The sequence below is a fragment of the Bacillus sp. FF-1 genome (genome assembly GCF_028548245.1).
In the GTDB taxonomy this organism is placed as follows: Bacteria; Bacillota; Bacilli; order Bacillales; family Bacillaceae_G; genus Bacillus_A; species Bacillus_A paranthracis.
The window spans coordinates 670403-690803 of record NZ_JAQQGG010000003.1; the positions used below are offsets into that span (position 1 = coordinate 670403).

21 protein-coding genes are annotated in these 20401 nt (G+C 37.4%); 5 read left to right on the top strand and 16 right to left on the bottom strand.

What is annotated here, in order from left to right:
* Window positions 1-3: 3 nt before the first annotated feature.
* From ackA to PQF83_RS13975, 5 genes are all read right to left on the bottom strand, one after another.
* Complete coding sequence (gene ackA / locus PQF83_RS13955; RefSeq protein ID WP_000034576.1) at window positions 4-1197, bottom strand: acetate kinase; 1194 nt, start codon at window positions 1195-1197, stop codon at window positions 4-6.
* A gap of 299 nt (window positions 1198-1496) precedes the next feature.
* Window positions 1497-2483 carry a class I SAM-dependent methyltransferase gene (locus tag PQF83_RS13960; protein ID WP_000084357.1) on the bottom strand — a complete coding sequence of 329 codons (987 nt, stop codon included), beginning with the start codon at window positions 2481-2483 and terminating at the stop codon, window positions 1497-1499.
* 197 nt (window positions 2484-2680) lie between these two features.
* Window positions 2681-3181, bottom strand: coding sequence for a thiol peroxidase (gene tpx, locus PQF83_RS13965; RefSeq protein WP_000024528.1), 501 nt, complete (start codon window positions 3179-3181; stop codon window positions 2681-2683).
* Window positions 3182-3315: 134 nt separating this feature from the next.
* On the bottom strand, window positions 3316-3711 hold the full coding sequence (ytfJ, locus tag PQF83_RS13970; protein ID WP_000350002.1) for a GerW family sporulation protein: 396 nt from the start codon (window positions 3709-3711) through the stop codon (window positions 3316-3318).
* A 12-nt stretch (window positions 3712-3723) separates the two neighbouring features.
* On the bottom strand, window positions 3724-4362 hold the full coding sequence (locus PQF83_RS13975; RefSeq protein ID WP_000620650.1) for a DUF2953 domain-containing protein: 639 nt from the start codon (window positions 4360-4362) through the stop codon (window positions 3724-3726).
* Between the two features lie 205 nt (window positions 4363-4567).
* Between PQF83_RS13975 and PQF83_RS13980 the strand changes: the two genes are divergently transcribed.
* Window positions 4568-5371: an NAD kinase gene (locus PQF83_RS13980; protein ID WP_000785168.1), complete on the top strand. Its 804-nt coding sequence runs from the start codon at window positions 4568-4570 to the stop codon at window positions 5369-5371.
* 234 nt (window positions 5372-5605) lie between these two features.
* On the opposite strand, the gene PQF83_RS13985 is transcribed toward PQF83_RS13980, so the two are convergent.
* The 8 genes from PQF83_RS13985 to PQF83_RS14020 all read right to left on the bottom strand — a co-directional run bounded on the left by PQF83_RS13985 (window position 5606) and on the right by PQF83_RS14020 (window position 15158).
* Complete coding sequence (locus PQF83_RS13985) at window positions 5606-7174, bottom strand: amidohydrolase (RefSeq protein WP_000503965.1); 1569 nt, start codon at window positions 7172-7174, stop codon at window positions 5606-5608.
* Between the two features lie 69 nt (window positions 7175-7243).
* Window positions 7244-7675 carry a VOC family protein gene (locus tag PQF83_RS13990; protein WP_000600363.1) on the bottom strand — a complete coding sequence of 144 codons (432 nt, stop codon included), beginning with the start codon at window positions 7673-7675 and terminating at the stop codon, window positions 7244-7246.
* A 102-nt stretch (window positions 7676-7777) separates the two neighbouring features.
* A complete protein-coding gene (gene mbcS, locus PQF83_RS13995; protein ID WP_000817751.1) occupies window positions 7778-9364 on the bottom strand; it encodes an acyl-CoA synthetase MbcS in 1587 nt (528 codons plus the stop codon).
* 222 nt (window positions 9365-9586) lie between these two features.
* Window positions 9587-9784, bottom strand: a complete 198-nt coding sequence (locus PQF83_RS14000) for an alpha/beta-type small acid-soluble spore protein (protein ID WP_000091640.1) — start codon at window positions 9782-9784, stop codon at window positions 9587-9589.
* A gap of 80 nt (window positions 9785-9864) precedes the next feature.
* Window positions 9865-11079 (bottom strand): tRNA uracil 4-sulfurtransferase ThiI, encoded by a 1215-nt coding sequence (gene thiI, locus PQF83_RS14005; protein ID WP_000989282.1) that lies wholly within the window; start codon window positions 11077-11079, stop codon window positions 9865-9867.
* Between the two features lie 6 nt (window positions 11080-11085).
* The gene (locus PQF83_RS14010; protein WP_000638965.1) at window positions 11086-12228 is read right to left on the bottom strand and encodes a cysteine desulfurase family protein; all 1143 of its coding nucleotides are present in this window, start codon (window positions 12226-12228) and stop codon (window positions 11086-11088) included.
* Between the two features lie 168 nt (window positions 12229-12396).
* Window positions 12397-14109, bottom strand: a complete 1713-nt coding sequence (gene ezrA, locus PQF83_RS14015) for a septation ring formation regulator EzrA (protein ID WP_000377297.1) — start codon at window positions 14107-14109, stop codon at window positions 12397-12399.
* Between the two features lie 206 nt (window positions 14110-14315).
* Window positions 14316-15158 carry a LysR family transcriptional regulator gene (locus tag PQF83_RS14020; protein ID WP_000362560.1) on the bottom strand — a complete coding sequence of 281 codons (843 nt, stop codon included), beginning with the start codon at window positions 15156-15158 and terminating at the stop codon, window positions 14316-14318.
* A gap of 124 nt (window positions 15159-15282) precedes the next feature.
* Between PQF83_RS14020 and PQF83_RS14025 the strand changes: the two genes are divergently transcribed.
* Window positions 15283-16227: a DMT family transporter gene (locus PQF83_RS14025; protein WP_001036068.1), complete on the top strand. Its 945-nt coding sequence runs from the start codon at window positions 15283-15285 to the stop codon at window positions 16225-16227.
* Between the two features lie 11 nt (window positions 16228-16238).
* Here the strand turns inward: PQF83_RS14025 and refZ are convergent, their stop codons facing one another.
* On the bottom strand, window positions 16239-16877 hold the full coding sequence (gene refZ / locus PQF83_RS14030) for a forespore capture DNA-binding protein RefZ (RefSeq protein WP_000814931.1): 639 nt from the start codon (window positions 16875-16877) through the stop codon (window positions 16239-16241).
* A gap of 147 nt (window positions 16878-17024) precedes the next feature.
* Here refZ and PQF83_RS14035 point away from each other — a divergent pair, with 147 nt between their 5' ends.
* The gene (locus tag PQF83_RS14035) at window positions 17025-17504 is read left to right on the top strand and encodes a GAF domain-containing protein (RefSeq protein WP_000494346.1); all 480 of its coding nucleotides are present in this window, start codon (window positions 17025-17027) and stop codon (window positions 17502-17504) included.
* A gap of 61 nt (window positions 17505-17565) precedes the next feature.
* On the opposite strand, the gene megL is transcribed toward PQF83_RS14035, so the two are convergent.
* Window positions 17566-18744, bottom strand: a complete 1179-nt coding sequence (gene megL / locus PQF83_RS14040) for a methionine gamma-lyase (RefSeq protein ID WP_000726578.1) — start codon at window positions 18742-18744, stop codon at window positions 17566-17568.
* Between the two features lie 397 nt (window positions 18745-19141).
* Here megL and rpsD point away from each other — a divergent pair, with 397 nt between their 5' ends.
* Window positions 19142-19744 (top strand): 30S ribosomal protein S4, encoded by a 603-nt coding sequence (rpsD, locus tag PQF83_RS14045; RefSeq protein WP_000135319.1) that lies wholly within the window; start codon window positions 19142-19144, stop codon window positions 19742-19744.
* A 54-nt stretch (window positions 19745-19798) separates the two neighbouring features.
* On the opposite strand, the gene PQF83_RS14050 is transcribed toward rpsD, so the two are convergent.
* Window positions 19799-19927 carry a hypothetical protein gene (locus PQF83_RS14050; RefSeq protein WP_000050944.1) on the bottom strand — a complete coding sequence of 43 codons (129 nt, stop codon included), beginning with the start codon at window positions 19925-19927 and terminating at the stop codon, window positions 19799-19801.
* Between the two features lie 150 nt (window positions 19928-20077).
* Between PQF83_RS14050 and PQF83_RS14055 the strand changes: the two genes are divergently transcribed.
* Window positions 20078-20380 carry a YjdJ family protein gene (locus tag PQF83_RS14055; protein WP_000154634.1) on the top strand — a complete coding sequence of 101 codons (303 nt, stop codon included), beginning with the start codon at window positions 20078-20080 and terminating at the stop codon, window positions 20378-20380.
* Window positions 20381-20401: the final 21 nt, after the last annotated feature.

Below are 20401 nucleotides of genomic sequence, written 5' to 3' on the forward strand. Positions count from 1 at the left end.
ATATTAACCGATGTTTCCAAGACGTAGTACGTCACGAGCGATCATAACTTCTTCGTCAGTTGGAATTACAATAATTTTTACTGGAGAATGTGGGAAGTTGATGAATGCTTCCTCACCGAATACGTTATTGCGTTTTGCATCGAAGTATACGCCCATGTATTCAAGGCCTTCTAATACGCGTTCACGAATAATCGCACTGTTTTCACCTACACCAGCTGTGAAGATGATTGCATCTACACCTTTCATACGAGCAGTGTAAGAACCGATGTATTTGTGGATACGGCTTACGAATACATCAAGTGCTACTTTCGCACGGTGATCGCCTTCTTCTTCTTTCGCAATGATGTCACGTAGGTCACTAGAGTAACCAGTAAGACCTAACATACCACTCTTCTTGTTTAATACGTTAACTACTTCTTCTACTGTTTGGCCTGTTTTTTCCATGATGTATGGAATTAACGCAGGGTCAATGTTACCAGAACGTGTACCCATTGTTACACCAGCAAGTGGAGTGAAGCCCATAGAAGTATCGATAGATTTACCGCCTTCTACTGCTGCGATACTTGCACCGTTACCTAAGTGACAAGAAAGTAAGCTTAAGCTTTCAAGTGGACGACCTAATAGTTCAGCCGCACGTTCAGTTACATATTTATGAGAAGTTCCGTGGAAACCGTATTTACGGATACCGAATTTTTCATAGTACTCATATGGTAAGCTGTATAGGAATGCAGATTCCGGCATTGTTTGGTGGAATGCTGTATCGAATACTGCTACTGCTGGTACGTTTGGTAATACTTCTTGGAATGCTTTAATACCAACAACGTTTGCTGGGTTGTGAAGTGGTGCTAAATCGCTTAATTCTTCGATATCAGCTAATACTTCATCAGTAATTAGAACAGAGTCAGCAAATTTTTCGCCGCCGTGAACAACACGGTGACCGATACCGCCAATCTCATCTAGAGATTTAACGATTCCGTTTTCAGTTAATTTTTTAAGAAGCATATTAACTGCTACTGCGTGATCTGGAATGTTTGTAATTTCTTTTTGTTTTTCGCCATCTACAGTAATAGTGAAGATACTATCTTCTAAACCGATACGTTCTACTAAACCTTTTGTTAATACTGTTTCACTTGGCATTTCAAATAATTGGAATTTTAAGGAAGAGCTTCCTGCGTTAATCGCGATGATTTTTGACATCTAGTCTTTCGCCCCTTTTTCTCTTGGTAGTTGTGTGGATGTTTCCACAAACCGCTCGATTTTATCTGATCAAATTTACTAAATATGAAAACGTTTCATCATTAGTAAATTTTATACTCACGATTTTAATTTAAACATCGTACGACATATATTTCAAGTGAAAAAATTGTAACACCAAGAAAAAAAATATATTACAGATTTCAAAAAAATTCAGTTAAATCTTGTATATATTTAAAAATATGACATATCATATAAAACTGTACTACATGAATTACTAACCCTGTTACATATACCTAGCCTTATTTATGCGTTGCAAACCAAGTATTTAATTGGTCCATAATGTCCTCCATCGCCTTCATGTTGGAGAATTTAGGTAACTCCACTAATAACGCCTGTTTTGGCATCGTTACACTAGGACCTTTCTTTTGGAGAACAAATATACTTTTTGCATTTTTCTCGTTTTTAAACATGGAAACAGGTAGCTGTAATAACCCCTGAATAAAGCATGTTTCTTTAATAAATGCATGTAATTTCGGTGCTTGATCACTTTCAAAAATGAAGTTCGGTACTAGGAAGAATAAGTATCCGCCTTCTTTCGTATGCTTCACACTTTGTTCAATAAATAGGTGGTGGGCATATGACATTCCTTCATCTGCTTTTAACTTATATTCACTTGCACCGATTTCATTTGGATAGTAACCAACCGGTAAGTCTGAAACGACTGCATCAACTGGATCGATATAAAGCGGTGCTAGTCCATCTTGATGGAAGAATTCGATTGCATGCTTTTGTAAATTCGCATTTACTAAAGCAAGTTTAATTAGCACTTCGTCCACTTCTACACCAAATCCACTCATCGTAACGTTTTCTTGAGCACTATTGAAAACTGTCGTCATCAAGTTACCTGTTCCAATTGCAGGGTCTAACACAGTAATTTCATTTTGACCCTTCATAAATTTATGGAATAAGTAACTCATGAACATACCAACTGCATCAGGCGTCATTTCGTGATTCGCTTGTACGCCTTCCTTCATTCCTTTTAAGATGGCTAACTGAAATGCTTTACGAATTTCTTCACCTTTATATGTTTCTTCATTAAACGTACTATATTCACGATTCAGCCTTTCAATTGCTGATTCTGATAATTCCTCTTGTAAAATCGCTCCTTCAAACAAGTTATCCCCTGTTTCTACAAGCGCCTCTAAATATGTTACATCTAATTCTTTACGTAAAACTACCGCAGAAGAATCAAAAATAGAAAATAAAGTTTCTACTGTCTGACTCACGTACATTCCTCCTTCTCTCTTTTACACATAACTTATATCATACCATAATCTGATTTTTTCCCAAAAGAAAAAGCGACCTCTTTTTAAGAGCTCCCTTTTTAGTGATGTATGATGTAACGTCTTCTCTCGTATATCGATTCCATATAGCAATATATGAGAGAAGACGACCTCTTACAAAGAGGTCATCTTCGTTCACATTATTTTGCAGCTTTTGCTGCTTCTAATGCTGCTTCATAGTTTGGATGGCTTGTACCTTCGCTTACGTATTCTACGTAAACTACTTTGTCATTGCTATCTACTACGAATACTGCACGAGCAAGTAAACGAAGCTCTTTCATTACTAAGCCGTAAGCTTCACCGAATGAAAGGTCACGGTGGTCAGAAAGTGTAACAACATTTTCTAAACCGTTTGCTGCACACCAACGTTTTTGAGCGAATGGTAAGTCAGCGCTAATCGTTAATACTTTCGCGTTTTCAATACCTGCTGCATCTTGGTTAAAACGACGTGTTTGTGCATCACATACACCTGTGTCGATAGAAGGTACAACACTAATTAATTTCACTTCACCTTTGTATGTTTCTAAACTTACTGGAGATAAGTCATTTGCTAACACTTGGAAGTTTGGCGCTTGATCGCCAACTTTAACTTCTGTTCCAACTAAAGTCATTGGGTTACCTTTAAAAGTTACGTTTGCCACTTGAAAATCCTCCCTTATTTAAACAAAATATGTACAATGTAAATGATAGTTTGTCCCTATCGATAATGCAAATAAAATCGCTTTATTTACAAAAAAATTAAAGAAGCTAATCTATTGATCAGCTTCTTTATTCGTTAAATTTGAAATTCAGGATCGTCTTCTTTTCGTTTATCCATCATTTCTTTCACTTTATCAACAGCTTGTGGCGCTAATTCAATTATTTTATCGATGACGTGTGTTTGCTTATCTAAGTGCAACACTTTTACGCCTTCTCCATTTATAACAAGAAAAGCAACAGGATTAATAGAAACTCCTCCACCGCTTCCCCCGCCAAATGGATGGCGGCCTGAATGTTCTATTTTACCAAATTCACTTCCACCAGCCGCAAATCCGAAGCTAACTTTTGAAACGGTAAGAATTACACTTCCATCAGCAGCTTTAATTGGATCGCCGACAATTGTATTTACATCAGTCATTTGTTTTAAATGCTGCATTGCAGTTGTCATTAAACCTTGAATTGGATGGTCCATTCTATATCCCCCCTATGCTTGAACAGATTTTTCTGTCGTACCAGATCTTTGTCTTCTCATAAACACGAGTAATTTCACCGCTGTTTTTATAGTACGGAATATACGAAAAGATGCTGTTAACTCACATCTTGATGCAAATCCTTTCCCTTGAAAAACAGGAGTAATTTCAAATTCTGGTACGTCGACAATATGCATATATTGTCCTACAACTCCAGCAGCCATTCCTTTTGTCCCCCATGCATATCCGGTGACAATTCCAGTACTAGCTGCGTCGCCTGCTCCAATTTGTGTATGCCATTTCCAACCATTGATTTTCACTCGTTTGAGAAAATCTTTAACAATAGTATGAACTTCTTGCAGCTTTTTTATCAGTTCCCCCATACTATCAAGTTGTGCCATAATTTTATTGTCTAGTCCGCCGTCCTCTTCAGCTTTTTCGATTTTTTGTCCTGTTTTCTTCTGCTGTTTCTCAATTCTTTCCAACACATCAAATGTATATCGGATCATCCATATTTTCACTTGAAGCAAACATTGCTTTTCCATTTCTGAATATAAAAATGTCACTTTAAGCTTTATTTTCGACAATAGTATAAACAAAATAAAAAGGAGAAGAATTATTATTCCAATTACGAGCCACTTCATACGTATCATCCTTTCACTCCGTACCCATTATCGACAACTTTATTCATCATTAAACAGCGTTTCATAAGATTGAATATAAAAATTTTTCTAAAAACAAAAAGGTATTTTGACAATTTATATCGAAATATATTATTTGAACATATCATCAGGGAACGGACTCTAATGATATGTAGCACGAAGCATAGAAAATTTAACTGCAGTGGAGGGATACATAATGGCAGATCGTCGCAATTTATTTTTCTTTTATGGTGATGACAAAGCAAAGCTCGTTGAAAAAATGAAACCAATCTATCGTATTTTAGAAGAGAATGGATTTACCATATTAGATCATCCAAAAAATGCAAACGCTATCGTCAGTGTTGGAGATGATGCAACTTTCTTACAAGCCGTTCGTAAAACTGGTTTTAGGGAAGATTGTTTATACGCAGGGATTTCTACGAAAGATGAAATTTCATTCTACTGCGATTTCCATATTGATCACGTTGATACAGCCCTTCAAGAAATTACAAAAAATGAAATTGAAGTGCGAAAATATCCAACAATTGAAGTAGATGTAGATGGTAGCACATCTTTCCATTGTTTAAATGAGTTCTCATTACGTTCTAGCATTATTAAAACGTTCGTTGTAGATGTTCACGTTGATGATTTATATTTCGAAACTTTTAGAGGTGACGGTTTAGTTGTTTCTACCCCAACAGGAAGTACAGCTTACAATAAATCGTTACGTGGTGCAGTTGTTGATCCGCTTATCCCTTGCTTCCAAGTAAGTGAATTAGCATCTTTAAATAACAACACATATCGTACACTTGGTTCACCGTTCATTTTAAATCACGAACGTACATTAACTTTAAAACTAAGACCAGACGGTAACGATTATCCTGTTATCGGCATGGATAACGAAGCGCTTAGCATTAAACAAGTGGAAAAAGCTGTTGTACGCTTAAGCGATAAACAAATTAAAACAGTTAAATTAAAAAACAACTCTTTCTGGGAAAAAGTACAGAGAACGTTTTTATAAGATTAAAATAACCGCAGAATTATGGTAGTACATAATTCTGCGGTTATTTATTTACCCCGATTGACGCGTATAACAATCTCTTGCTATCCGGCCGATATTCTTGTCAGTTTTTGTCGGTAAGTCGATATATTCTAATAATCGCTGATATATTTGGAGTTACGGTCGATATATTTCAATAATCGCTGATATAATTCAGGTTACGGTCGATATATTCCGATAATCGCTCATATATTTTTACGCACCTTTTCTATAGACGACTTTGCCATCTATTACGGTCATCTCTGCTTGTACTTCTTTTATTTCCTCTGCCTCTATTTCAAAAATATCGCGGTCTAATATTGTAAAGTCTGCCTCATATCCTTTTGTAATTCGCCCTCGCTTCGCTTCTTTTCCGATTGCATAGGCACTTCCTGTTGTAAATAAAGAAACAGCCTCATATACCGTTAATCTTTCTTCTGGCATATAACATAAACCGTCAATAAAACTTCTACGTGTAACAGCGCTATATATGCCTAGAAACGGATTTACTTGCTCGATCGGAGCATCAGATCCCCCGTTACAGTGTAATCCCGCTTCCAGTAACGTCTTCCAAGCATACGCATAACGAAGACGGTGCTCGCCTAGTTTTTCAATGACTGATGGAAAATCTGATGAAACAAAGACTGGTTGTATATCAATAATGGCTTGCAAGTTTTTCATTCTTTCAATCAACTCTTCACGAGCTAGCTGACAATGAATAATACGGTCGCGTAATCCTTTTGCTGGCGGATACAATTCAAGCGCATCAATGACATATTCAAGCGATAAGTCACCGATAGTATGAATCGCAACTGGCATATGTAAGTCTCGTGCTTTCTTCACTAATTCCGCAAGTTCTTCACGTGAGAAAATGGCAACTCCATTTGTTTCTCTCGCATCTTCATACGGTTCACTTAATAAAGCTGTTCTTCCGCCAAAAGAACCGTCAGAAAAAATTTTCATTGCCCCAAACTCAATATAATGCTCATTTTCATATTCTTTTCGTTCATGTGCTACTTCATGGTGAACAAGTAAATGTGCTTTAAATGGCATTTCTTTTATAACATGAGAAAACGCATTATGCGTTTTTCTAAATCCACCGTAATAATTTAAATCTTCCGTATGCCCGCCAACGAGTCCATATTGCCAGCAGTCTTTAATTGCTGTTTGCACAGCACTTTGTAAGTAGGCTTCATCAATTTCAGGCTGGACATGTTTGATTAACTCTTGGCCTTGTTCATATAAAAGTCCTGTTAATTTATTGAATGAGTCCCGTCCAACTTTCCCGCCTTTTGGATCTTCTGCCTTTTCTGTTATATTCGCTTCTTGCAGTATGTATGAATTCACCCATGTAACGTGACGACAAACTCTCTTTAATAAAATGGGATGTTCTTTCGAAATTTCATCTAAATCACGCGTGTGAACATCTTTCGTATCCTTAAAATTATTTTCGTTCCAGCCCTCTCCGATAATCCAAGAACCTTTCGGCGCTTCTTCTACTCGCTTCCGAACGAGAGTCAGCACTTCTCTATAAGATGTGCAGTTTGATAAATCTAAACGAAGTAACCTCTCCCCGTGACCAATAAGATGCATATGGCTATCAACGAGACCTGGAATCATCGTTTTGCCTTTTAAATCGCGCAATTTAGCCACAGCATATCGGTTTTCTAACTCTTCTTTACTTCCATTATCAATGATCCTGCCATTTTCAACATAAATAGCTTCTACTTTTTCATTTTCTTCCCTCATCGTGTAAATGTTGCCGCCATACCAAATTTCCCCCATATATTTCATCTCCTTTGTTTTATTGTATAAAAAAAAGCACCATTTCAAAACATGGTGCTTTTCTAAACATTACTTTTGTTCAGTAGTAGACGTTGTAACTTGCCATTCAATATTAAATTTATCTTTTACTTGTCCGTATGCTGGGCTCCAGAACGTTTCTTGAAGGGGCATAATAACTTCGCCACCTTCTTGTAACTTATCGAATACTTCTTTCGCTTTTTCTGCGTTACTAATTTGAATTGCGATTGTTACTTGAGATCCAATTGCATGCCCTTGACCTGGGAATGTATCAGAAATCATAAGATCCGTATTACCAACTTTTAAAGTAGCGTGTAAAACGCGTTCTTTCGCTTCAGCTGGAACCGGGTATTCTGGATTTTCAGGCATATCACCAAAAGTTTGCATGACTTCCACTTTTGCATCTAACGCCTCTTTATAAAACTGTACAGCTTCTTGCCCACTACCATCTAAAACTAAGTACGGATTAATACCTAAAATCATACGGACACCTCTTTTTTCAATTTATAAAATCGAACTTGTGTTCGTTTTTATATTATCATTGTTTGCCATTTCATTCAACTATTTCCTTCACTGTTTTCAAATTTATTTTGACGGAATCTCCATCTCTTGTTTTCTAAGCTCAATACGGCGGATTTTTCCAGAAATCGTTTTTGGTAGTTCATCTACAAATTCAATTTTGCGAGGGTATTTATATGGTGCAGTAAGTTCTTTGACGTGTTGTTGGAGTATTGGAATTAATGTTTCTTCGTTCTTTTCTATATTCTCTCTTAATACGATAAATGCCTTCACGACACTTCCGCGAATTTCATCAGGACTTGCGACAACCGCACATTCTCTCACGTAAGGGTGCTTTACGAGCGCATCTTCTACTTCAAACGGCCCGATTGTATAACCAGAGCTAATAATAATATCATCACCGCGCCCTTCAAACCAGAAATAGCCGTCTTCATCTTTTTTCGCTTTATCACCTGTAATATAATAATCACCGCGGAATTGCATCGCTGTACGCTCATCGTCTTTGTAATATTGTTTAAAGAGGGCCGGCGTTTCAATGTGAACTGCAATATCACCAACTTCGCCTACTTTCACTGGAATACCTTCCTCATTTACAATATCAACGTGGTTACCCGGCGTCGGTTTCCCCATTGATCCTGGTCTAATATCCATCCCTTTCATTACACCAACAAGCAATGTATTTTCCGTTTGCCCATAGCCGTCTCTTACTGTAATATGAAAGTGCTTTTGGAACGTTTCAATGACTTCTCTATTTAACGGCTCACCTGCGGATACAGCGCTATGTAACGCTTCTAAATTGTACTCGCTTAAATTTTCTACCTTTGCCATTAATCTATACTCAGTTGGCGTACAACAAAGCACATTCACCTTATTATCGTCTAATAAATTTAAATACGTTTTTGGTTCAAACTTACCGTGGTATACAAATCCTGTTGCCCCCGAGCCTAGAGTTGCTAAAAACGGACTCCAAATCCACTTCTGCCAGCCTGGACTAGCTGTTGCCCACACAACATCATTCTCTTCAATTCCGAGCCAATTTGGAGCGCTCGTACGTAAATGAGCGTATGCCCACGCATGTGTATGAACAACACCTTTTGGATTTCCCGTCGTTCCTGACGTGTAAGATAAAAAGACCATATCTTCTTTATCTGTCTTCGCCATTTCTAACATGTCACTTTCTGTTTCTAACGCTGTTTTTAAATTCATCCATCCATCTACTGACTGCTCGCTCAGAACGAATTTTTGAAGAGATTCCATCGCTTCTATATCATCAAACTGTCCAATGTAAGGCTCATAACTTACGATTGCTTTTACTTCCCCATGTCCAATGCGGTATTCGATATCCTTTTTGCGTAACATTTCCGAACTCGGAATTACGACAAATCCTGCTTTAATCGCAGCGATATACGTCATGTATGCTTCAATTAAACGCGGCATCATAATGAGGAGCTTGTCCCCTTTTTGCAGACCACTCTTTATAAAAGCGTTTCCAATTTTATTTGCACCTTTCATTAACTCCGCGTATGTAACTTCTCGGCGATTCCCTTTATCATCTTGCCAAATTAAAGCAAGCTTCTCTTTATCACCTGTATATTTCTCTATTTCAGAAACTAAATTATAAGACGGTGGTGCCAACAATTCCTCTCTCTTCATAAACATCCTCCTTTTTCTTTATGCCTCCCTTATATAATAAAGAATTTTCTGTCAATTTTGAACCCTCATCTTTTGACAAATTTTTTAGTTCTGTCGAATATATCGAACACAACTTAGAATATATTAACAAAAAATTAAATATATCAATTTACCGACAAATAGCGACACAACACAAAAAAGAAAGAGCGGGAGAACCCGCTCTTTCTAAGCCATCATATGGGATTATTTTTGGTAACCGCCTAATTGTTGCTCAGCTAGTGAAACTAGACGTTTAGTGATTTCACCACCAACAGAACCGTTAGCGCGAGCTGTTGCATCAGCTCCAAGTTGAACACCAAACTCTTGAGCGATTTCGTATTTCATTTGGTCTAATGCTGATTCAGCACCAGGAACCGCTAATTTATTTGTGCTACGTGACATGTTATATCACCTCCTTGTGAGTATAGAGTGTGATAAATAACATGACTTCATACACGGTTTACATATGGTAATTTATGGTTTTAGAAAAGTTCTTCGAATTTTTCTTCTTCCGCTACTACTTCTACCGTTTGTAATACCATTGTTTCTTTGTTCGCTACAGCTTCATCGATTAATGGTGTGAAATCGTATTTCGCTTCAAAACGATTCGCTTTTTCACGCTTCGGCTTCGTCGCTGGGCTTGCTGGTGTGAATACTGTACAGCAATCTTCGTACGGACGAATTGAAATATCATATGTGCCGATTTCTTCAGCAATTTTAATAATCTCTAATTTATCCATCGTAATAAGCGGACGAATAATTGGATAGTTTGTTACTTCGTTAATCGTATGCATACTATCTAACGTTTGACTTGCTACTTGTCCAAGACTTTCACCAGTCGTGATTGCTAGTGCGTTACGCTCCTCTGCGATACGCTCTGTAATACGCATCATCATACGGCGCATAACTGTCATTGAATAGCTAGATGGGATTTCTTTATTAATCGTTTTTTGCACTTCTGTAAATGGAACAAGGTGAAGTGTTACACGTTTACAGTATTTCGTTAACTCTTGTGCTAAATCGATTACTTTTTGTTTTGCGCGCTCACTTGTGAAAGGTGGGCTATGGAAGTGAACTGCCTCCACAGATACGCCGCGTTTCATCGTTAAGTACGCTGCTACTGGGCTATCAATACCGCCAGACAGAAGTACCATTACTTTTCCGCCAACGCCAACTGGTAAACCACCAGCTCCCATACGCTCATCACACATAATGTAGCTATAACCGCTGCGAATTTCTACGCGTACATTTACATCTGGATTATGAACATCTACAGTAATATCTTCTGTATTTTCTAGAATATGTCCACCAATCTCAGGTAATAATTCCATCGTTCTCATTGGGAAATGCTTATAAGAACGGTGTACAGTAATTTTAAATGTTTTCACATCGCCTTTTACTTGTAAGAAAGCTGCTAATGCACCTTTTTTAATGTCTTCTAATTCTGATGGTACTTTCATCGCTAAGTTAAACTTATGAATACCAAACACATCTTTTAATCTTTCAGATACCGCTTCATGATCTTCGCCATTTAATTGGATATACATACGATCATGTGTTGCATCGATTTTAATATTTGGGAATTTTTTCAATTTGAACTTCACGTTATCTTTTAATGTGCTTACAAATTTAGAACGGTTCTTACCTTTAGTCGTCATCTCTCCATAACGAACTAAAATATATTCATATGTCATCATATTCCTTTACCTCATCACTTCATATAATTTTGGCATCGTCTCTTTCACAATACCTTCAAATTGCTTTACTTCTTCCATCGTGTTTTCTGGTGCCAAACTAATGCGAATAGCACTTGCAGCAGCGGCATGTGGTACTCCCATTGACACTAACACTCTGCTCACTTCATTTGCTTTTGAAGAACAAGCAGATTTCGTTGATACATATACACCGTGCTCTTCTAAAGCATGAACGACCACTTCTGGTTTTAAACCTACAAATGATACATTTAAAATGTGCGGTGCTGCATATGCAAGCGACGTATTAATCGTTACATCTTCCATCTCTTTAAAGAAACGAACAAGCTCTGCTTGTAAACTTTGCAAATGAGCTACCTTTTCTTTCACTTGCTCCATTGTCATGCGAAGTGCTTTCACCATCGCTACAATGCCAGGTAAGTTCTCTGTACCAGAGCGATACTTCAGCTCTTGTTGACCACCTGATAAAATTGGATCTAACCTTACGCCATCACGTACATAAAGAAGACCCGTTCCTTTTACACTATGGAATTTATGTCCAGATATTGAGCAAAGATCAATATGAGAAGCGTATAAATTAAGCGGTACTTTTCCTATCCCTTGTACATGGTCCACATGGAATCTTATTTTCGGATAATTCGATAATAACGTTCCAATTTCAGCAACAGGCTGAATTGCTCCAGTCTCGTTGTTCACGTGAATAATTGACACAAGAATCGTATCTTCACGAAGCGCTCGTTTTACATCCTCTACCGATACAACACCATGCTCATTAACCGGTAAATATGTTACATCAAAACCGAGATCTTCTAATTGTTTATATGCTTCAAACACAGACGCGTGTTCAATATTTGTTGTAATGATATGTTTACCGCGCGAACGATTCCTCATCGCTATTCCTTTAATCGCAAGGTTATTCCCTTCCGTTCCACCTGATGTGAAAATAATTTCAGAAGGCTTAACGTGAAGAAGCTGCGCTGCAATTGTTCTTGATTGTGTTAATAGACGCTCTGCCTCTCCTCCAAGCGAATGAATAGAAGAAGGATTCCCAAAATATTTCCCCGCAACCGTTACGTACGATTGAAGAGCTTCTGGATATGGCTTTGTCGTCGCACTATTATCAAAATAGATCATCGTTCTTCCCCTTTCAGCGCTGTCACATCATATAATCATATCACAAATACGTGTCATTACGCTAAGACTACTCAAAGGTTCCGTTATATTTTAAAACGAATAACCTTACTGTATTCCGCTATTCATTATAGCAACATCGCCTGCAAAATTACACAAAAAAACAAACCCTTATGAAAGGGTTTGTTCATTGTCTACATATTCAGCTATTTTTTGAACAACGCCAGGCTCAAGTTGCTCTAGTACAGAAGCCGCTTGTTCTAAAGCTGCATCGTATTGATATTCACGGAATAATTTCTCCGCATAATTTAAGCTCTCTGCAAGGTTTTCATCATGACTGCGGTAACGATTACCGTATTGAATTAATTTTTCAACTAAATACGCTTGTCCAATTAACTCTTCTGTCATTTCAGCAACACCATTAACAGTTGTGTAAGCTTCTTCTAAACTGCTATTTACAGCATTCATATTTAACGGCTTCACTTCTAATTGCTCATATACAGCTTGCATTGCCATTTGTCCTCTTTTTAAATCTTCCATAATGCTCTCTGGAAGACCTGGCAAATTCGACTTTTGCATAAAGCGTTTCGTTTCGAAAATAGTATTTCGCATTTCTTGTAACTTCTCACGCGCTTCAAATTCTTCTTTGCGCATCGTTTGCAGCATTTCTTTATATTCTGCATGAAGTACTTTTAATGTTTCACATTGCTCATAAATCTCTTCTAGTTCCTCACGAATAATAGAGAAGGCAATATCTTGTTCCGCAACCCGTAATTGCAACATTTCAAAACGTTTCATTAAAATGTGCATTTGCTTTTCAATTACTTTTTGAGACTCAATGTCCTTATCTTGTAACTGATAGCTTTGTTTCACGAGCTGTGTTTCTGCTTTTGTTTCAATCGTTTCAATGCGAATTTCTTCTAAGTCTTCATAAACAGAAAGTGTTTTTTGCTCCACATAATGTCTCGCATGTACTTCTTGTTCTAGTTGATCATAGAAGCTATCTAAACTTGTTTTTAAGTTCTCTACTTTTTCAGCCGCTTCTGTTATGTGAAGCTCCTGTATATCCATTAAACATATTTGTAGTTGTTTCTTCATATCGCGAACTTCTTTAGGAATTTCCAAATACTCTAATACATAACCTTGTCTTACCATATCATTATGTCCGTGTAATAAATCTTCCAACTGAACCGGTAACGTCGCTTGACACTCTACCAATAAATCTGGAATTTGGTGAATAATGATTTCTAAATCTGCTAAACCTTCTTCCAAACTAATAACAATTTCTCTCGCTTTTAAATAGTCGCCATTGTTTGTTGCTTCTTCAAAGGTTTTAAATTTCTCAGATTCAGCGTCTAGCATCTCTTCGATTTTCTGCTCTGCTGCTCCATACATATGTCTATGAGCAAGAACACTCTTCTTCATACTACGATATGTATCACGTAACCCTTCGATTTCCGAGCTATTTTTTTCATGGCTTTCTAACAATTGCTGTAATTCATTTAAAATGTCTGTAATACGATTATCAGCGTCATCTAAACCACTTATGGATTCATTCATCGCATGCTTTGCTTTTCGGAAGGAGAATTGCGAGGCGAATTTTCGCGCTTGCGCTAAATCTTTTTCAGCTTTCGGAATGGTTGTTGATACAATTTCATCCCATTCTTCACGCCATTTACCAAACAGTTCTTCTGTTTGACCCGTCATATTTAAATCTTTCACCCGTTTTAGCTCATCTGCCACAGGTTTATCTTTTATCTCTTGTTTCCACTGCTCAAGTGCTTCAATATCTTTATATGAACGATTTCTTATCACAAGCTCTATCATGAGCAGCACTAGAATAGAGCTTACTACAATGATAACGATCGTCAGGATAGAATCCATGCAAAAAAGCCTCCTAGTTATATCTCTTTTTTTGTCCGTTCCGTTTATGAAATGGAAGGCATTATGTATAAAAAGGGAATTCCCCTATATTTAACAACTAACAATGTACTAATCATACCATGTAATGGTTTGTTTTTGACCTAGTTTTTTTAAAATTTCATGTTTCTTTCAATGCAATTGTAATCTTTCTCAATATTCCGTTTGGATTACCTCTCATCAGCAAATGAATGCAATACAAGGCCTTCTTCCATATGAGATGCGAAATAAATTTTGCGCAAAAGTGGCGGTTCAATAGAAATCGCATGCACATTTCCTTGCCTTACCGCTTGCTCTACTGCTATTTCTGGAAGTAACGTAATGCCAAGTCCAGCACTGACCATCGCAAGCATCGGTTCTGCATAAGAAGTTTCAAATGCAATAATCGGTTTCGCACCTATCCCTTGAAACAGATTCGTAATCATTTTTCTTACATCGCAGATTTCTGGGTATACGATTAACTTTTCATTTTGCAAATCTTCCATTCGGATTACTGTTTTCTCTTTATAAAGATGATCATTTGAAACGACACACACAATTTTTTCTTCTCGTATTTCTTTTATACACGTAGCACCTTCTACTACTGAATCGATGAACATCGCTTCAATCTTCCGTTCTTTAAAGAGTCCCATCAGTACTTTCGTATGCTCAATTTTCCATTCTACTTCGAACCCGTCACCTAATACATCTTTACATTTTGATATATAATGTGCTGCTAAACTTGGCAATATGCCTATAGAAATGTTTCGCTTCTCTTGAAATTTCTTCATCTCGGCTTTCACTTCATGTATGTGTTCCAAAATCGGTAACATTCTTGTTATGAATAACTCTCCAGCACTTGTTAATTCCACTCCTTGCGCGGAACGCTTCAGTAAAGTAACTTCTAAATCGGCCTCTAACCTTTGAATTTGTTTACTAAGCGCTGGCTGCGAAATATGTAAAATCTTACTCGCCTTTGATAAACTTCGCGTATTCTTCACTTCAATAAACGATCGTACTGCCTCCAAATCCATCGTACACACCTCTAACAAAAAGTTATAACTGTCATAAAAAATCGATATTTCCTTCTATAAACAATTACTCTTTATACTTATTTCATCAACTTACTATAACGAAATGTAAAGGGGAAAGATACTCTTGAACAAAAAACAAATGCTACTCGGATCCCTCCTATGCTTACTTGCCGTAACGGCTTGGGGATTTATGTTTCCTGTCATGGCAAACGCCTTACAGTTTATCGATCCATTCTTCTTCACAACGATTCGCTATGGATCAGCAGCTATTATTTTTCTTATTCTGTTATTAATGACCGAAGGGACAAAGTCACTCCGCTTAGAAAAGAAAACACTTTCGTTACTCTTTTACGGAACAGTCGGTTTCGCAGGATATGGTTTTCTTGTTTTCTACGGACAGCAACTTGCCGGACCGTCTGGAGCCATCCATGCCGCGATGATTCAGTCTCTTATGCCACTCATCGCTTTATTATTGCAGTGGATAACAAAAAACAAACGTCCACAAAACTACACTTTCCTTTGTATGTTCGTTGCACTTATCGGTGTTATGCTTGTCATTTCAAAAGGAAATATTCACTTATTATTTGGAGCTGCCAGTCACCTTTCAACAAATATACTTATGTTATGCGGCGTTACTTGCTGGGTCATTTATACAAACGGTGGTGCTAGTTTTCAATCTTGGTCACCACTTAGGTATACGACGTTAACTTGTTTATTTGGCTCAATTTCACTCATCACTATCGTCACTTTTTTAACTTATACAAACGTCGTTACTGTACCTTCACTATCGACAATTATGAACGTTCGTTTTGAACTCTTATATATGTCTATTATTGCAGGCGTTATCGCAGTATTTTGCTGGAACGCAGGAAATCGCTATATTTCATCCATTAATGGCATATTATTTATGAATTTAGTTCCTGTACTTGCACTTATCGGTTCCATCTTTCGAGGTTATACAGTCGACAAAATTGAAGTTGCTGGAGCCTCATTAACAATTATCGCGCTATTATGCAACAATTTATGGCAAAGAAAAGAAAGCACAAAAATCCCCACCTCAGTTCGTTAGGTGGGGATTTCTCACATATGAACAGCTCTTGGCCATTCATAATACATATTCGTTATACATAATGTTTGTTCCATCCATTGTTCAATTTCTTTCGTGTACATTTCTAAGAAAAAGGTCTCAGATGGAAAAGAATGCAACACTTCTGATATATATTGCGGATATAAAAACGGCATATTTATCATGCCTTTTAATTGCGTCATAAACATTGTAAAAGATACCTTCTTAAACTCTTGTTTCATTTGTCCCTGTCTAATCATTTGCTCTATATAATATCTTTCTTTAGAAAAATAAACGGTCATCACTTCGCGAATTAATGTCGTATCAAGCGAAAGCTCTCGGTAAAAGAAACGTGTCAGCTCCCTATTATCAAATTGATATCGTAAAATCCCGCGCACCATTTGCACCATCACATCTTTAGCCGACAAATATTCTCTCTGTTCAAAGGACGTTTCAATCACATGAATATACCCTTCTAAAAAATTAGTAATAAGCTGCTCTAATAGGCCTTGCTTTCCAGCAAAATAATATGAAATATTCGCTACATTCACATCCGCTCGCTTTGCAATGTCTCGCACCGACGTTCCATCATAACCTTTCGTGTTAAACAACGATATTGCCGCATCAATTACTTTTTGTTTCGTCTGTTTCATGCGCTCACTTCCTCTCACTGAACAGCTATAGTGTAAATTTCTTGACTTTTAAGACAAATTCCTTTAATTTTCTATCGACAAAGTCATGTGAAATACATCGTATTTTGCTAATATTTTACACATCTCGATAAAAAAGGAGCTGTTTCCATGTTTACTAAAGAAAGTTATACAGGATCTCGCGTGCAGCAATATGAGACAGTAATAAAACAACTGGATGCATTATTAACTGGCGAATCAAACGTAGTCGCAAACTTATCAAATGCGTCCGCATTATTAAACCAATTTTTGGATCGTGTTAATTGGGTTGGCTTTTACGTAACAGAAGGAAATCAGCTTGTTCTTGGACCATTCCAAGGAATGCCTGCTTGCGTGCGCATTCCATTTGGACGAGGCGTTTGCGGCGTTGCAGCTGAAACGAAAACAACGCAGCTTGTAGCAGACGTTCACCAATTCCCAGGACATATCGCTTGCGACAGTGCTTCAAACTCAGAAATCGTCGTACCGATTATTAAGGATGGGAATGTCATTGGTGTACTTGATATTGATAGCCCTGAAAAAAACCGTTTCGACGAAGTAGATCAGCGCTATTTAGAAAAGTTTGTGGAAACACTCCTAAAACATATGTAACAAAAAAGAGCTAGTTATTGATTAAGTACATGACGTACAAAACCGATAGCTAGCTCTTTTTTTATTGATTACTAACAGTAGATATTTTCTTTAACGCTTGCTCTAAATCAGAAACAATATCCTCCCACGATTCTAAACCGACAGATAAACGTATTAAATTATCATAAATGCCCATTTCTTGTCTTAACGCAGCTGGAATCGCAGCGTGCGTCATCGTTGCTGGGTGCTGAATTAACGTTTCTGTATCTCCTAAACTTACCGCAATTGTAATAAAGTGAAGGTCATTAATAAACGCCTGCGTCTCTTCTTTCCCGCCTTTAATTGAAAAAGATATAACACCGCCCCCACGTTTCATTTGGCGAGATGCTAACTCTCCTTCTGGATACCAAACACCTTCTACCGCATCATGATTTTTTAGGAACGATACAATTTTTTCTGCATTATCACAATGACGATCCATTCTTACTGCTAGTGTCTTTAATCCGCGTAACAATAACCATGCGTCAAACGGTGCCATAATACCGCCGATATCTTTTCGCATCGGGCGGATTTTTTCAGCTAACGCTTTCGTTTTACAAATTGTTACACCCGCCACAACATCACCGTGACCACCAATATATTTTGTCGCACTATGAACAACCGCGTCACAGCCAAGTTCAAGCGGTCTTTGTAAATAAGGTGAACAAAACGTATTATCAACAATAACAAGTAACCCATTTCGCTTCGCAACCCGAATCACTTGTTTTAAATCAATTAATTTCATTGTCGGATTAATCGGTGTTTCAACGAAAATAAGCTTTGTATTCGGGCGAATTTTATTTTCCATATCAGCCTCTGTCTCCATATCACAAAACGAATGCGTAATCATAAATTTTTCTTCTAACACTTCTAAAAAACCGTATGTGCAGCCGTATAATCCATTTGAACAAATAATATGATCTCCAGCTTTTAGAAAACCAATTAACGTTGCGGAAATAGCTGCCATACCAGATCCGAAAGCAAGCGCTTCTTCTCCTCCTTCTAACACCGCCATACGTTCTTCGAATAATTTCACAGTCGGATTTCCAAGTCTTGAGTAAATATAAGATGGATCCACTCCCGCAAAACTCGCCTCTCCTTGCTGCGCAGTCTCAAATGTAAATGTAGACGTTTGAAATAAAGGCGGTGTTAAACTTCCTTTATGTGCCTCTGATGTATAACCGTGATGAATTAACGCTGTCTCCATATGCTTCTTTTTCATAAAAACATCCCCTTTTATGTTTTTATTGCCGCATATTCATCATTAAAACTTTGATGAACGTTTTACTTCATTTTATGTAAGCGTTTTATTTGTGTTTCTATCTCTTCTTTTATATCGTTTTAAATTCCTTCTTGTTCATTTCCAAAATTTATATGCATAAAACAAAAACGTACTCGCTTGACGAAACTCTGGGTAAAAGATATAATAGCGTTTGTGTAAAATAAAAAGGCAGCCTTGTAATGTGAGTTTATCGTTTGTATTTTGTTCCTCTACGGAGGTGTATCTCGTAACTCCCTGCTGCTGGAGCGAAGGTACATGAAAACAAAATGCCCGTAAATATCGATTACGTCTGTTTTTATTTTACGTAAATAAAAACATTTTAAAGGAGGAGTCAACTATGGCTCGTTATACAGGTCCAGCTTGGAAACTGTCTCGTCGTCTTGGAATCTCTCTAAGCGGCACAGGAAAAGAATTAGAAAAACGCCCTTACGCACCAGGTCCTCACGGTCCTAACCAACGTAAGAAACTTTCAGAATACGGTTTACAATTACAAGAGAAACAAAAACTTCGTCACATGTACGGCATGACTGAGCGTCAATTCCGTCGCACATTTGACCAAGCAGGTAAAATGCCTGGTAAGCACGGCGAAAACTTCATGATCCTTCTTGAAGCTCGTCTTGACAACTTAGTTTACCGTATGGGCTTAGCTCGCACTCGTCGTGCAGCTCGCCAATTAGTAAACCACGGTCACATCATGGTTGATGGCGCTCGCGTAGATATCCCATCTTACCGTGTAAAACCTGGTCAAACTATCAGCGTTCGCGAAAAATCTAGCAACCTTGTTGTTGTTAAAGAAGCGATCGAAGTTAACAACTTCGTACCAGAATACTTAACTTTCGATGCTGACAAATTAGAAGCTACTTACACTCGTCACGCTGAGCGTGCTGAGTTACCAGCTGAAATCAACGAAGCATTAATCGTAGAGTTCTACTCTCGTTAATGACAAAAAGCCAATCCTGTGGATTGGCTTTTTTCGTTTATATATAAAATAAAGTTATTTATTTTCCTCTTTCTGAACATATACATAAGCATCTTTCTGCTCTTTATGTACATCCACCTTCGAGTTCTCTGCAAGCTGACCCGCATTTAGCAAAGAAAAAATAATGAGCGCTTCTAGTGACATTTTGTTTTACCACTCCTTTCTAGTTGTTATACATTTATCATACCGCTTACATGTGATTTCCGTATGAACTCGAAAAGGAGATTACAACAAAATGGTTACAAGTATATGAATGCACGCTATAATAACCATAAAATAGGAGGTTGATTCATTTTGACAATAAACCAAATGGTTCAGTTAGGCAGTGCATGTATGTTGTTTATTACTTCCGCGCTTATTAATTGGTATCAGGGAAGTAATTTAATAGATGATCCTGATGAATGGAAATATAGCGCTAAGTTTACGAATTACTTCAAAGGCACCGTTTCAAATTACGAAGATATTTATCAAATTGATTTCTTTATATATGCAGCAAAATTTTATCCAACAGCATTTATCGTTATGCTAGTGAGTTTACTTTATATGCTCATATTAATTCTTTATATTCTATTCAAAAGAAAAGATGCGGCGTTTTAAATCCATACATAAAAACCCCGA